The sequence below is a fragment of the Mycoplasma enhydrae genome (assembly GCF_025779955.1).
GTDB classification, from domain to species: domain Bacteria; phylum Bacillota_I; class Bacilli_A; order Mycoplasmatales; family Metamycoplasmataceae; genus Metamycoplasma; species Metamycoplasma enhydrae.
The window spans coordinates 90027-104668 of the sequence record NZ_JAOXHI010000001.1; the positions used below are offsets into that span (position 1 = coordinate 90027).

13 protein-coding genes are annotated in these 14642 nt (G+C 26.8%); 11 read left to right on the forward strand and 2 right to left on the reverse strand.

Annotated elements, in window-relative coordinates; all coding sequences use genetic code 4:
• The 10 genes from pheS (at nucleotide 1) to OF364_RS00460 (ending at nucleotide 10277) form a co-directional block, all read left to right on the forward strand.
• On the forward strand, nucleotides 1-939 hold the full coding sequence (gene pheS / locus OF364_RS00415) for a phenylalanine--tRNA ligase subunit alpha (protein ID WP_263773903.1): 939 nt from the start codon (nucleotides 1-3) through the stop codon (nucleotides 937-939).
• 11 nt (nucleotides 940-950) lie between these two features.
• On the forward strand, nucleotides 951-3122 hold the full coding sequence (locus OF364_RS00420; protein ID WP_263773904.1) for a phenylalanine--tRNA ligase subunit beta: 2172 nt from the start codon (nucleotides 951-953) through the stop codon (nucleotides 3120-3122).
• Nucleotides 3123-3247: 125 nt separating this feature from the next.
• Nucleotides 3248-4252 (forward strand): recombinase RecA, encoded by a 1005-nt coding sequence (gene recA, locus OF364_RS00425; protein WP_205851207.1) that lies wholly within the window; start codon nucleotides 3248-3250, stop codon nucleotides 4250-4252.
• Nucleotides 4253-4377: 125 nt separating this feature from the next.
• Nucleotides 4378-5187 carry a TIGR00282 family metallophosphoesterase gene (locus OF364_RS00430; RefSeq protein ID WP_205851206.1) on the forward strand — a complete coding sequence of 270 codons (810 nt, stop codon included), beginning with the start codon at nucleotides 4378-4380 and terminating at the stop codon, nucleotides 5185-5187.
• Entirely contained in the window at nucleotides 5187-5606 is a 420-nt protein-coding gene (locus tag OF364_RS00435) for a transcription antitermination factor NusB (protein WP_205851205.1), read from the forward strand. The genes OF364_RS00430 and OF364_RS00435 overlap by 1 nt, the downstream gene beginning before the upstream one ends.
• A gap of 10 nt (nucleotides 5607-5616) precedes the next feature.
• On the forward strand, nucleotides 5617-6351 hold the full coding sequence (locus OF364_RS00440; RefSeq protein ID WP_205851204.1) for a TlyA family RNA methyltransferase: 735 nt from the start codon (nucleotides 5617-5619) through the stop codon (nucleotides 6349-6351).
• Between the two features lies 1 nt (nucleotide 6352).
• On the forward strand, nucleotides 6353-7528 hold the full coding sequence (locus OF364_RS00445) for an aminotransferase class V-fold PLP-dependent enzyme (protein WP_263773905.1): 1176 nt from the start codon (nucleotides 6353-6355) through the stop codon (nucleotides 7526-7528).
• Complete coding sequence (locus OF364_RS00450; protein WP_205851202.1) at nucleotides 7515-7937, forward strand: iron-sulfur cluster assembly scaffold protein; 423 nt, start codon at nucleotides 7515-7517, stop codon at nucleotides 7935-7937. The genes OF364_RS00445 and OF364_RS00450 overlap by 14 nt, the downstream gene beginning before the upstream one ends.
• On the forward strand, nucleotides 7930-9177 hold the full coding sequence (locus OF364_RS00455; protein WP_263752324.1) for a Y-family DNA polymerase: 1248 nt from the start codon (nucleotides 7930-7932) through the stop codon (nucleotides 9175-9177). The genes OF364_RS00450 and OF364_RS00455 overlap by 8 nt, the downstream gene beginning before the upstream one ends.
• Nucleotides 9177-10277, forward strand: coding sequence for a nicotinate-nucleotide adenylyltransferase (locus OF364_RS00460; protein WP_263773906.1), 1101 nt, complete (start codon nucleotides 9177-9179; stop codon nucleotides 10275-10277). Before OF364_RS00455 ends, OF364_RS00460 begins: the two co-directional genes overlap by 1 nt.
• Nucleotides 10278-10299: 22 nt before the next feature.
• Here OF364_RS00460 and OF364_RS00465 read toward each other — a convergent pair whose 3' ends face one another.
• Nucleotides 10300-10692 (reverse strand): hypothetical protein, encoded by a 393-nt coding sequence (locus tag OF364_RS00465; protein WP_205851199.1) that lies wholly within the window; start codon nucleotides 10690-10692, stop codon nucleotides 10300-10302.
• A gap of 272 nt (nucleotides 10693-10964) precedes the next feature.
• On the opposite strand from OF364_RS00465, the gene dnaK reads away from it, so the two are divergent.
• A complete protein-coding gene (gene dnaK / locus OF364_RS00470; RefSeq protein WP_263773907.1) occupies nucleotides 10965-12752 on the forward strand; it encodes a molecular chaperone DnaK in 1788 nt (595 codons plus the stop codon).
• A gap of 48 nt (nucleotides 12753-12800) precedes the next feature.
• Here dnaK and pepF read toward each other — a convergent pair whose 3' ends face one another.
• Nucleotides 12801-14627 carry an oligoendopeptidase F gene (gene pepF / locus OF364_RS00475; RefSeq protein ID WP_263773908.1) on the reverse strand — a complete coding sequence of 609 codons (1827 nt, stop codon included), beginning with the start codon at nucleotides 14625-14627 and terminating at the stop codon, nucleotides 12801-12803.
• Nucleotides 14628-14642: the final 15 nt, after the last annotated feature.

Below are 14642 nucleotides of genomic sequence, written 5' to 3' on the forward strand. Positions count from 1 at the left end.
ATGTTTGAATTAGATAAAATTAAGAATTTAGAAGATTTAAAATTGGCAAAAAATGAATTTTCAAAATCTAAAGAATTACAAGATTTAATGGACAAATTAAGAACAGCACCAGTTGCTGAAAAAGCAATTTATGGTCGCCAATTGCAAGAACTAAAAAATAAGGCAGAAGCGTTTTTTGAAGAAGCTAAAAATAAAATCAATGAATTGGAAGCTCAAAGAAAACTAGAGAATGAATTTATTGATTATGCAACTCCATTAAGTTATTCAGGCTCAATTCATCCTATTAATCTTATTAGCAAACGTTTTAGCGATTGATTATTAATGAATGGCTACATTGAACTAGAAGGTTCTGAAATTGAAATTGATAAATATAATTTTGAACATTTAAACATTCCTAAATCTCATCCAGCTAGAGATATGCAAGATTCTTTATATTTAAATAAAAATGAATTATTGAGGACTCATAACACTGGTATTAGTGCTAGAGCACTAGAAAAATATGCTAATAAAGAGTTTTCACAATTTAGCATTGGAAAAGTGTATAGAAATGATGAAGAAGATAAAACACATACTCATCAATTTACACAGCTAGACTTAGTAAGTGTAGGTAATGTTTCATTTTCATCATTAATGTATACACTAAAAGAAATGCTTTCTTATGTTCTTGAAGAAAAAATAGAAATTAGATTAAGACCTTCTTATTTTCCTTTTACAGAACCAAGTGTGGAAGTGGATATATTCTTTAAAAACAAATGAATTGAAGTTTTAGGGGCGGGAATGTTACATGAAAAAGTCCTTAAATCAGCGGGATACACTAATTCAATGAATGGTTTTGCGGCAGGAATAGGTATTGAAAGAATAACAATGATAAAATATGACATCGAAGATATAAGAGAACTATACAACAACGACAAAAGATTTTTAAAGCAATTTAGATAGGAGATTAAATAATGATTTTTTCATATAAAACGCTATGTAATTTAGCTAATTTAAAAAATAAATCAATTGAAGATGTTGTTAATGCTATAAATTCAATAGGATTTGAAGTCGAAAACTATAATAAATTTTGTGATGTTGAAGGTATAAAAATATGCCATGTTATTAATACTTATAAAAATCCTGAAGCCGACCGTTTAACTGTTTGTGAAGTGGAATATGGAGATGGGCACAAAGCAATTATTCAAACCACTGCTACAAATATGAAAAATGACCAATATGTAATGTCTTTTGTTCCTGGTTCTAGAAACGGAAAAATGGTTTTTAGTGCCAGAAAAATGCAAGGTATTGTTTCAGAAGGAATGCTTGTTGGGCTAGAAGAATTAGGTTTTGATGCTAATGTTGTGCCAGAAGAATTTAGAGATGGAATTTTTCAATTAAATAAAATGGATCTTAATATTGATCCTATTTCATATTTTGATTTAGATGATTATTTAATTGATGTATCAATACTATCAAATAGAGCTGATGCACAATGTTATTTAATAATGGCTAAAGAACTAGCGGCTTATTTTGATACTGAAATTAAATGACCAAAAAAACCTACACCAAATCTTATTTCTAATTTTCAAGTAAAAAGTCTTAAATCAACTAATGCTTTTAGTCTTGTAGAGGCATCAAACAATAATTTAAAATGTTGCATTAAAGAAAGTATGTTATTGTGAAAACATGGCATTAAAACTTTTTCAAGTGCAGTTGATTTAACTAATCTTGTTTTATTATATACTGGTGTTCCTTGCCATGTTTATAACAAGGATGATTTAAATTCAAATGAATTTAGTGTTGAAAATTACTCTGGCAAATTAAACATTTTAGGTAATAAAGAAGTTGAAGTAGAAAATGCTTTAGTAGTTAAAAATGGTGATACACCGGTTTCATTAGCGGCTACTATTGGCCTTGAAAATAAGCAATTTAGACCCAAATCTTCAAAAGCAATTTTTGAACTAGCTTCATTTAACATAGCCAGTGTCAGAAAAAATTCAAAAGAAATTAAATTGATAACTAAAGCTTCTTTAAGAGCTAGTCGTGAAATATCTAATGGCTTAGTTATCTTAGCTTACAATTTTTTAGCTAAATATCTAACCGATTTTTCAGTACAAATTAATGCTCCTAAAGTAACTAAAAAAACAATTTTACTAGATAAAGCATATTTAACAAAGTTTGCTGGTTTTAGCATTATTAAAACCAAAAAATATGATGAAGTTTTAAAGAAATTAACAATATTAGATTTTAAGTTTAAAAGTGATTTTTCTGCTGTTACTTTTCCAAGTTATCGTTATGACATGGAAACAATGCAAGATTTTGTGGAAGAGTTTTTTAGATTTTATGGTTACAATCATTTTCCACTAAAACAACCTAAAATTCAAAGATTAAATTATGAAAAAAATAATACTTTTGAATATATAGAAAAACTTGCTAATAAAAATTATGCTAATGTTAAAACATATACTCTAATTAATCCAGAAAAAAATATCTTTAATCCTTTTAATTTTAAAGAAACTTTAAATGCTAGTGATTCAAAAAATTATGAACATTCACAAATTCGTTATTCATTTATAAGTGTTTTAAATGATGTACTGATTTCAAACAAAAAGCAAGGTTTTGAAGAAGGTTCATATTTTGATATAGGTATGATTGAAAGAGAAATGAATGTCTTAGGTTTAGTGTCAAATGAAAAAAGTTTTGACGAAATTAAACTTGATATTATTTCTTTAACAAATCAAAATCTTGATTTTAAAAAAACAGATAGCGCCAATTTCAGTCCAAATGCTGCAGCTGAAATTTATTTAGATGAAGAAATGATTGGTTATATTGGCAAAATACATCCAAAATTGATTAATAGTGATGCTATTTTTGCTGAAATTAAACTAAATAAATTAACAAACAAACAAAACTCTTTTGTTAATTACCATCATGAACCAATTAAATCTAGAGATATTACAATTGAATTACAAAACAAAGAAAGTATTCAAAGTCATATCGATAAACTAAAAACAATTAAAGGTATTCATGAATACAAAATCATAGATGTATATCAAAAAACAGAAAATACAAAGACCATAACCTTATCAATCAAAATAGAAGATTGAGCTATTAAAAAATTAGAACAAGTCTTTTCTAAATAATTAATATAAGCTTTAAATGCTTGTATTTTTTGATTTCCTAGTTTTTTATTATAGCTTTCTTATTTTTTTAGCAAAATAAGTAAATCTTAGAGTTTAAGGGCCAAAATTATGTTTAAGGAGAAAAAATGTCAGCAGATAAAAAAGAAAATAATTTAAAACAAAGCATAGATAAAATTCTGAAAGATATTAGAAAAGATTTTGGCGATGAAGCAATTATGGTTTTGGGTGAAGGTTTGGATGTTATACCTAAAACTTTTAGTTCTGGCTCATTAGCAATTGATAACATTTTAGGAATTGGTGGATGACCTAAGGGAAGAATAATTGAAATTTATGGGCCTGAAAGCAGTGGAAAAACAACATTGGCTTTACATGCAATTGCTGAAGTTCAAAAATTAGGAGGCATTGCTGCTTTCATTGATGCAGAGCATTCAATTGATCCTATTTATGCCAAGAATTTAGGTGTTGATATTAACAATTTAATTTTATCGCAACCAAGTTCAGGTGAAGAAGCTCTAGAAATAGTTGACACACTGGCTAAGAGTGGTTCTTTTGATTTAATTGTTGTAGATTCGGTTGCTGCTTTAGTTCCAGAAGTTGAACTAAACGGAGAAATGAAGGACCAAACAATTGGTGCACAAGCTAGATTAATGTCAAAAGCATTAAGAAAGATAACCGGAACTCTTTCAAAAAATGAAACTACTGTTATTTTCTTAAATCAAATAAGAGAAAAAATTGGTGTCATGTTTGGTAATCCAGAAACCACCTCTGGTGGTAAAGCACTAAAGTTTTACTCTTCAATTCGTTTAGAGGTAAGAAAAGTTCAAAATATATCATATAATGGTGATATTACCGGAAACCAAATTAAGTGTAAAGTAGTGAAAAACAAATTAGCTCCACCTTATAAAACGGCTCAAATTGAGATAGTATTTTCAAAAGGAATTTCAAAAATAACTGAGATTATTAATATGGCAGAGCAATTTGAAATTATCAATAGAAAAGGTTCATGATATAGCTATAATGGAGATAATATTGCCCAAGGTCAAGTTAATTTAGCATTATTATTACAAACTAATAAGGACCTATATGATGAAATTTATAATCTAGTAATTGAGAAGTTAAATGGAGACTAAAATAGTTATAAATGCAAAGTAACTTACTCATTTTAATACTTAAATTTAAAAGCGAATCGTTGTGTTTTCGCTTTTATTTTTATTAGATAACCAAAATGGTTGTTAAATTATATATAATTTAAACTATGAAAAAAGAAGAAAACATAAACGTTTTGTTTCTTGGTGATATTTTTGGAACACCGGGAATTGATTTTGTTGAAAAACAAATAGACAAAATAATAAAAGATAATAATATTGACTTTGTTATTGCACAAGCTGAAAATGTTTCAGGTAGAAAGGGGTTTGTTCCTAAAGATTATAAACGCCTAAAATCAATAGGGGTTGATGCGTTTACTTTAGGAAATCACGTGTGAGCTAAAGATGATATTAATGAGATCATTGAGAATGAAGATTTAATCAGACCAATAAACATTGATGAAGGTTATCCAGGATCTGGAATTAGAATTTTTGATGTAAAAGGAAATAAAATTGCAATCATGTCATTCATGGGTATAACATTTAATCCTTTATTAAGTCCTTGAAAACAAGAAAGTGCAAATAACTTTTTTGATGAATTTGATAAAGCTTATGAAAACTTGGAAGCAGACTATTGTATTATTGATTTTCATGCTGAAACCACATCAGAAAAATCTGTATTTGGATTATATGTAGATGGTAAGGCTGATACATTTATTGGTACACATACTCATGTTCAAACAAACGATGCTAAGATCTTACCTAAGGGTACATATTATTTAACTGATGCTGGGATGTGCGGACCCAGGGATTGTGCTATAGGATCTAATTTTGATGAAGTATATAAAAAAATGCGCTTTAATTCTAAATTACCTTTTCAAGTATCAAAAAATAAATGTCAATTAAATGGTGTTATTTTTACATTAACAAAAAATGATGCTAATAAGCAAATTAAGTTAATCAATATTTTGGAGGATTAATGGATGAACTAAATAAAAATAGATTTCTTATAAAAAGATATCAGTTTAGAAAAAATATTATTGGTTACATATATCAATATGAATTATTTGATAAAACTCTTGATAGTAAAGAAATTGTTGATAATGAATTAAATGTTCTAAACGACAAAGAAATTAAAACTCTGAAAATCATTGAATCTAAACATGAAATTATTCAAAATATTGCTAAAAACTTTATTTCTAAAAATTGAGACTGGATAAGAATAAATCCTTTAACTAGGGCAATAATTATTTTTGGTATATATGAATTAACATATAACGACTCTAAAGTTGTCATTAATGAAATGATTAATATATCTAAGATTTTTTCACCAAATGATGATTATAAGTTTATAAATAAAGTATTGGACCTAGTAGATAAAAACATTATCAAAAAATAATAACAGAAATATGAAAAAAACACTAAAAGAGCTAATTAAAATTAAACATAATTTAGATGATAAAACTATTGATTCTATTGTTATGCAAGGCAAAATAATAGTTAATGGAGAAAAAGTATTTTTATCTAGTTTAAAATTTCCAGAAGATTCTAAAATTAAAATAATCAATTATGAAAAAGAATATGTGTCCAGGGGGGCATACAAGCTAAAAGAGGCAATTACTAAATTCAATATTAAAGTTGATAATAAAGTCTGCCTAGATATTGGATCATCTACTGGAGGTTTTGTTCAAGTTCTATTAGAAAATAATGCCTCAAAAGTGTATGCTGTGGATTCTGGAACTAATCAACTTGACTATTCATTAAGAATCAAAGATAATGTTTTTGTTTATGAAAAAACAAACTTAAAAAATTTAACTGAAAATATGTTTGATGAAAATATTGATTTAATAACCTGCGATGTGTCATTTATAAGTCTCAAACATGTATTTGAAATATGTAATAAAATCTTTAATAATAATTGTCAACTCGTAGCTCTAATCAAACCTCAGTTTGAAGCTAGTAGCAAATATGTACAGCCTGGAGGTTTTGTTGACAAACAACATCATAAATTCATCATTGATCGAGTAATAGAACATGCAAAGAAAAACGACTTTGTTTTAGTTAATGAAATTGTTGAGAGTCCAATATTAGGTGAGAAGTCAAAAAATATAGAATATTTATCACATTTTGAAAAAAGGAGTTAACATGGATATTAAAAAAATTAGAAACTTGTTTCCAATGTTTAAAAATAATCCAAATATTGTATATCTAGACAATGCTGCTTTAACTTTTAAACCTCAAATAGTTATTGATAAAGGCACAGAATTTTATGAAAAATATTCTATATCTACTAGAACCGCTGATACAAAAATCGGTTTTAAAGTTAAATTTGATTTAGAAAATACAAGAAATGAAATTGCAAAATTTATTAATTCAAAACCAGATGAAGTGATATTTACATCAGGAACTACAGAATCACTTAATCTAATTGCCAAAATGTTATCTTCAGTTCATAGAGAAGGGAAGATTATTTTTAGTTATTTTAATCATTCTTCAGCTATTATTCCTTTTATAGAAAATTTTAAAAATAGTAAGCTTAGTATAGAATATGCTTTCGATGAAAAAGATATCTTGAATAAAATAGATTTCAATACTAAAATTGTGGTTCTAGCTCAAACAACTAACAATTTTCAAGTTCATTATGATATGAAAAAAATATATGAAAAATGTAAGTCAGTTGGTGCTAATTTAATTAATGATGCTGCTCAAGCTATTGTGCATGATGAAGTTAATTTGGATTATTGTGATGTTTTAGCTTTTTCTGGAAATAAATTATATGGACCAACAGGTACAGGTGTTTTAGCTATAAAAAATGATTTATTAAAAAAACTATCTCCGCAAAAATGAGGTGGTGGACAGGTTCAAAATATTTTGAAATCATGACAATGAACCATTCGAGAAACAATAGGTAAATGAGAGCCTGGTACTCCTAATATAGCAGGTATTTTACAACTTGGTGAAGCTATTAAGTTTTTTAAATCATTTAATTTTAATGAAATTAAAGAACATGAAAAAGCAATTGCTGAATATGCATTTGATAAACTGTTACAAATTCCAAATATAAAAATAGACTCAAAACGGGGGGATACAATTATTTTATTTAATATAAAAGGTATTCCTTCTCAAGAAATATCTCATTTTCTAGGTCAGAGAGATATTTATGTGCGCTCTGGATCTTTTTGTGCTTACAAATTTAAAGAAGTAAATAAATATAACAATGACTATGTTAGAATTTCGCTTGCTTTATATAACAATAAAAAAGATATTGATAGTCTTGTAAGTTCCTTAAAAAAAGGAGGTAACTTTATTGAAATCTTTTAGTAATATAGAAAAGCAAAAAATAATATTTAATGCCTATTCCAACCCTCAGTATAATTTAAAAAATAAAAAAGAAGGCGGAATTTTTGAACATTCTAGCATTTGTGTTGATGAATTAACTTTATATTTAACTTTTCAAAATAATGTATTAATAAAAGCCAACTATTTTGCAGAAGGTTGTGCTGTTTTTATTGCTAGTGTTGAATTAGTGATTGAACAATTATTAAATAAGAATAAAGAAGACATTAATAAAATATTAGATGCTTATTTTGAAATGATAAATCAAAAAGAATATGATTCAAATGTTAAATTAAATAAACTAATTGTTTTTGAAAATGTAAAAGCACATTTAAATAGACTAGAATGTGCTTCAATTGTTTATCGTGCATTTAAGAAAGGTATTAATGGCTAGAGTGTTTTTACATATTGACATGGATACTTTTTTTGTTAGCTGTGAAAGAGCAAAAAATGATACGTTAAAAAATAAACCTGTAGTTATTGCTTCCAATTTAAAAAGAGCAATTATTTCTGCTGCTTCTTATGAAGTTAAAAAACTAGGTTTTAAAACGGGTGATCCTTTTTATAAAGTAAAAGAACAAATTAAAGATTTAGTTGTAATAGAACCACATTATGATTTATATTCAATGATGTCTAAAAAAATTTTTGAATACATACAGGATCATTATTCTAATAAAATTGAAGTGTACTCAATTGATGAATGTTTTATTGATATCACAAATGAATATAAAAAATATGATACACCATTAAATATGGCAAAGCATATTCAACAATCATTATTAAAACACCTCAAAATACCTTGCTCGATTGGCATCTCGTATACAAAATTCTTAGCTAAAATGTCCACTAACATGGCTAAGCCTTTTGGCATTATTGAAACTAAAAAAGAAGACATTGAAACTCGCTTTTATGACTTAGACATTAAGAAAATTTTTGGTGTTGGAAAAGCCAGTGTAAAAAAATTGAATGACTATGGTATACAAACATATAGGGACTTAATTAATTGTAAAAATGATATTTTTTTAAAGAAAGTTTTTGGAAATAGATATTTTATGTTAATAAAAGATCTAAGGGGTGAGAACGAGAATAAACAACATGTGCTTAATGAAGATATAAAAAGTATTAGTAATTCTGAAACCTTTATGAATGATGATTCGAATGATTATCTTTTTATAATTAAAGAGCTAAGAAGAATTTTAAACAACATCTGTAACCGTGCTAAAGACTTAAATTTAGAAGGTAGAGAAATATCAGTATCGATTCGTCACCAAAATAGAGAATGAATTAGAAAAAGCAAAAAACTTTCAAACTGAACAAATAATGAAGAGACTATTTGAAATTATGTTTTATTTTTGTTTGAAAGCATGTGAGAAAGTGAATATATAAGAGGTTTAGGAATAGCATTATCTTCCCTTAGATCAGTATTTAGCATTAACAAGAGTATTGAATTATTTGAAAATAAAAATGCTTCTGAAATTGATAAAATAATAAATAATAATAACTTTAAGTTTGGAAAAAATGTTCTTAAAAGTGCGAATCAGTATTTAAAAGAACAAAGTGTTCAAAAAGAAAACATTAAATTTTTAAGAAAAAATACAGCAAAACGCGATAAAAAAATAGATTTGGAGAACTAATGAAAATAGGAATATATGGAGGCAGCTTTAATCCTGTACATAAGGGCCATATTCAGCTTGCACAATATGGTATAAAACACTTAAATTTAGACAAATTATTTTTTGTGCCTGCAAATGTTAGTCCTTTTAAAAAAGCTAATAATTATGTTAATAATCAGCACAGAATTAATATGATTAATTTAGTTTTAGAAGATAAAATGTTTTTAAGTGATTTTGAAATTAAACGAGGCGGCACTTCATATACTATCGATACTATTAAATATTTCAAGCAAAAATATCCCAATGATGAACTTTTTTTATTTATTGGAACTGATAATATACCATCATTAAATAAATGAAAAAATATAGAAGAAATTAGTGAATTAAGTCAAATAGTAGCATTTAATCGTAATAATAAATTTTCAAAAATTAACGTCAAGAAATATAAAGTTCAAATCCTGAATAATCCTGTTTGAAATTATTCATCTACTCAATATAGAAATGGCCAATTAGATATAGTGAATGAAAAAGTACAAGAATATATAGGGACTAACTTTTTATATTTTGAAGATATCGCTAAGGGTTTGCTTTTTGATATAAAAGATAAAGAAAAACAATTTCGCTATTTCCATTTAGCCTGAACAGGTGAATTCGCAGCGAAACTAGCTCAACACCTTAAGTGTAGTATTAAAAATGCATATCAAGCAGGTTATGCTCACGACATAACTAAAAACTGAACTGAAGAAGCTTCATATAAATTTTTAGAGCAATATGGTTATACAAAAGAAAATCTAGAGAATTACAAATTACATCAAACAACAGCATATTATTGACTGAGAGATATTTATAAATATAATAATGACGAAGTTCTTAATGCTATTAAAAAGCACACTTCACTTGACCTTGATTTAACCTTACTAGATAAAATTTTATATGTGGCAGATAAAATTAGCAAGGGCAGAAGATGAGAAGGAATTGAAAAAATTAGAAACCTCTGCTTTGAAGACTTTGATAAGGCATTTAAATATATTGTTACTAGATGCGCTGAATACGAATCAGAAGTTAGGGGATGTGTTTTTTCTGAACATCAAAAAATGATATATAAAAAGTGAGGCAATTAGCTTCACTTTTTAAATCTGTTTTCTAGCTTGATTTTCTTTGTGCTGCCGCTCCAACGCTAGCTGCAATAAGAGTGAATATTGAAAATGGAATAAACGCACCAATTATGTACAATATTCCAACTGCATAGTTTTTATTCTTAAATCCGTCAATTGAACCAATAATAATAAATACTAATAACAATATACTTAGTAAACTAGCCATTCCAATAGAACCTAATGACAAAATCATTACTCATATTGGTTTAGCTTTTAAAGCTGTTCATATTTGATTTGATAGTGCCGTTATGTTATTTGAGTTAAGTGCAATTTTGTCGGGTTTAATAACAAGAAAATGTAATAATAAAGTACCCGTTAAAACAAAAATTAATATGAAAAACATAAAAATTAAATTTGCCACATGTATTTTTCTGTTCATAGTTATTCCTTTCGTTCTTATGTACATATTTTAAACAAAATTTAAGATAAACTGCTTTTTTAGTAAATAAATGCAATTAAAAAATACTGGTTTTGTCATTTTAATAAGCTTTTTGGCCATTTAAAACTCTAAAAATAAAATTAGCACTCTTTTTTTCAAAGTGCTAAAAATTATGTTAAAATATTTCTGTAACCTAAAAGTGAAATAAGTGCGCATTTAGGTAAAAGTAAAAATTTTATATTAAATGTAAATCTGAAATTAAAAGAGGAAATATGACAAAAGAAATTATTTTAGGAATAGATTTAGGAACTTCAAACTCAGCAATTTCAATTATTGAAAACGGTAAGCCAAAAGTACTAGAAAACCCTAATGGAAAAAGAACTACCCCTTCAGTTGTAGCTTTTAAAAATAATGAAAGAGTAGTTGGAGAAGCTGCTAAAAGACAATTAGAAACTAATCCTGATAGTATTGCATCAATTAAAAGATTAATGGGAACTTCACAATCAACTAAAATTAATGGTAAAGATTATAAACCAGAAGAAATTAGTGCAATAATTCTTTCTTACATGAAAGAATATGCTGAAAAGAAAATTGGCTCAAGTGTTAAAAAAGCAGTTATAACTGTTCCAGCATATTTTGATAATGCTCAACGTGAAGCAACTAAAAATGCTGGAATTATTGCAGGAATGGATGTAGTTAGAATTATTAATGAACCAACTGCTGCAGCATTAGCATTTGGTTTAGATAAATCAAAAGACAAAAACCACAAAATTTTAGTTTTTGACTTAGGTGGTGGTACATTTGACGTTTCAATTCTTGAAATGGAAAATGGAACATTTGAAGTTTTATCAACTTCTGGTGATAACCATTTAGGTGGTGATGACTGAGATAATAGAATTGTTCAATGATTAATTGAAAAAATAAAAGAAAATTACAATTTTGATGCTCAAAAAGATAAGATGGCTATGGCTAGATTAAAAGAGGAAGCTGAAAGAACTAAAATTTCTCTTTCTGAATCAATGGTAGCTAATATTTCATTACCATTCTTAGCAATGAATGAAAATGGTCCAATTAACGTTGAATTAGAGCTAAAAAGATCAGAATTTGAATCAATGACATCTGATTTATTAGACAAAACTAAAAAACCTTTATTGGATGCTCTAAAACAAGCAAAATTAGAATGAAACGATATAACAGAAGTTCTTTTAGTTGGTGGTTCTACAAGAATGCCTGCTGTTCAAAAAATTGTTGCTGAAGTAACTGGTAAAAAACCTAACAACTCAATTAACCCTGATGAAGTAGTTAGTGTTGGAGCAGCTATTCAAGGTGCTATATTAGCAGGAGATATCAATGATGTTTTATTATTAGACGTTACTCCATTAACATTAGGAATTGTTGTTGAAGGTGATATAGTAGCTCCTTTAATACCTAGAAATACTACTATTCCAGTAACTAAGAGTCAAATATTTTCAACAGCTGCAGATAATCAAACAGGTGTTTCAATTGTTGTAACTCAAGGTGAAAGACAAATGGCTTATGATAACAAATTCTTAGGAAGATTTGATTTAACTGGAATTCAACCTGCTCCAAGAGGAGTTCCTCAAATTGAAGTAAGTTTCTCAATTGACGTTAATGGTATAACTAAAGTTACTGCAAAAGATAAAAAAACAAACCAAGAACAAAGTATTACTATTCAAAATACATCTTCTTTATCAAAAGAAGATATTGAAAAAATGGTTCAAGAAGCTGAATTAAATCGTGAAGCAGATAAGAAAAAAAGAAGAGAAGTAGAACTAACAGTTAGAGCAGAACAACTAATTCAAGAATTAGATAAAGCTACAAACTCTGAAGAAGCTAAAAAATTATCAAAAAATCAACTTGAAGAAGTTAAAAAAGAAAAAGATGAGCTACAAAAATTATTAAACGATAAAGATTTTGATAATCTTGAAAAGAAAATTAATGAATTCGAACAAAAGATGCAATTTGTAAAAAAACAAATGGAAGCTCAAAATAAAACGGATACCAAAAATACTGAAGAAGAAAATAAAGAAGCTAATTAATTTCCTAGATTAATAAAATAAGCCCTGTGGTTATTTACACAGAGGGGCTTATTTTTTAAATATCTTATTTCCTAATCTTATATATTCATTTACTTTAGAATCTAGTATTGAAAATGCTTTTTGGTATATATCACTTGAATATATATCAACTCCTGCTTCTTTAAGTATTATTGTTGGTCAGTCTCTATCACCAGCAGATAAGAACTTATTAACGTAATTCTCTAAAGCTGATTTTCCTTCTTGTTTATATTTTTGGAAAAATACATTAGCAACTATGTATCCCAAGGCATATTTATATACATAAAAATAGTAATAAAAATGCGGAACCATTACACTATAAACATTTATTAGATCGCCAATTTTTGGACTAATATCAGACATAGAATATTTTTTAGCGTTATTGACATATATTTCTTCAATTGCTTCATAAGTATTTAACGGTTCATTTTTATCTATTCTATTATATAGTTCATATTCAAAATTAGATCATTGAGTTTGCCTTAAAACAGTGCCAATAAAATCATTAATACTTTCATTTACTAAAAAGAATTTTTCTTCATCTGTTTTGGCATTTTCCATTAAATAATCATTCAAAAGTAACTCATTAAATATAGAAGCAATTTCTGCTAAAAATAAGGGGTATTGGCTTCTAAAAATATTTTGTGTTTTATTTGAATAATATGAATGCATTGAATGTCCCATTTCATGGCATAAAGTGTTGACTGAATTAATGGTATCATCTCAGTTCATTAGAATGTATATTTTGTTTATTCCATATGTTCCACCTATTGAATAAGCTCCAGATCTTTTTGACGGGACATTAATATAATCTATTCATCTTTCTTTGATTGCTTTTTCAACTATATTTGAATATTCATAAGGCATTACTGACGTTATTTTCTTCAGTATTTTTTGAGCTTCTTCTATGCTATATTTATTCTTGATCTTAACTAGGTCAACACTTGAATCTCATAGCTTAAATTTTTTATTAAATTTAGCTTCAAAAAATTGAACATGATGCTTGTGATACTTCTTAAATATGTGCATATTATCCTGGACATTTTTATAAATAATTTCTAAAAGTTTAGTGTCAACTTTATCAGATAATAGTATTGATTCTAATGACGAGTTATATTTTCTATGAAGGGCGTTAACTGATATTTCTTTAATATGTTGATATAACATTTTAGCTAAACTTTGTTTATGCTTTAAATAACCATTAGCAAAATTAATATATGTTTCTTTTCTTACTCTTTCATCCTTGTGTTTCATAAGCATTGGTCTAGTACCTTCAGTGATTTCATATTTTTTTGAATTCTTATCACGCGCAAAGCCAAATTCAATTTCACTATCTGTTAAAATACCAAATAACTCTTCAACATCTGGATTTCCATGTGCTGTTTGTGTTAAATACAGTTCAACATTATTGTCCAACTTGTGTTCTAATTCATCTAATATTGCTTCTAAATCTTTTTTAACATATTTCAATTGAGGATCATTGATTCAGATTTTTATTTTATCCTTGTGTTCTGCAATTCTATTAATTTCAGAACCAAACAATTTTGAGTATTCTGCTTTTTTAGAATCAAATTCAGATATTAATTTATTAATTAAAGGGTCAACTAAATTAGTATTTAGTTTGTTAGACAAATAGTTTTCTATACGATTACCCAAAAGTGTCATTTGTTCATCATATTTTAAAGAATTAACATAATTATCTAGTGATTCATACTTAGAATCTTTGATTTTAATTAATTTATCATATAGTTCAAAATATTGTTTTAATAACTCATCATACGAAGAATTAGATAATATATCTTCTAAGTCAAAACGATATTTTTCTTCTATATCTATATATTTATTATATTTTTTCATATTTACCTACTTTGC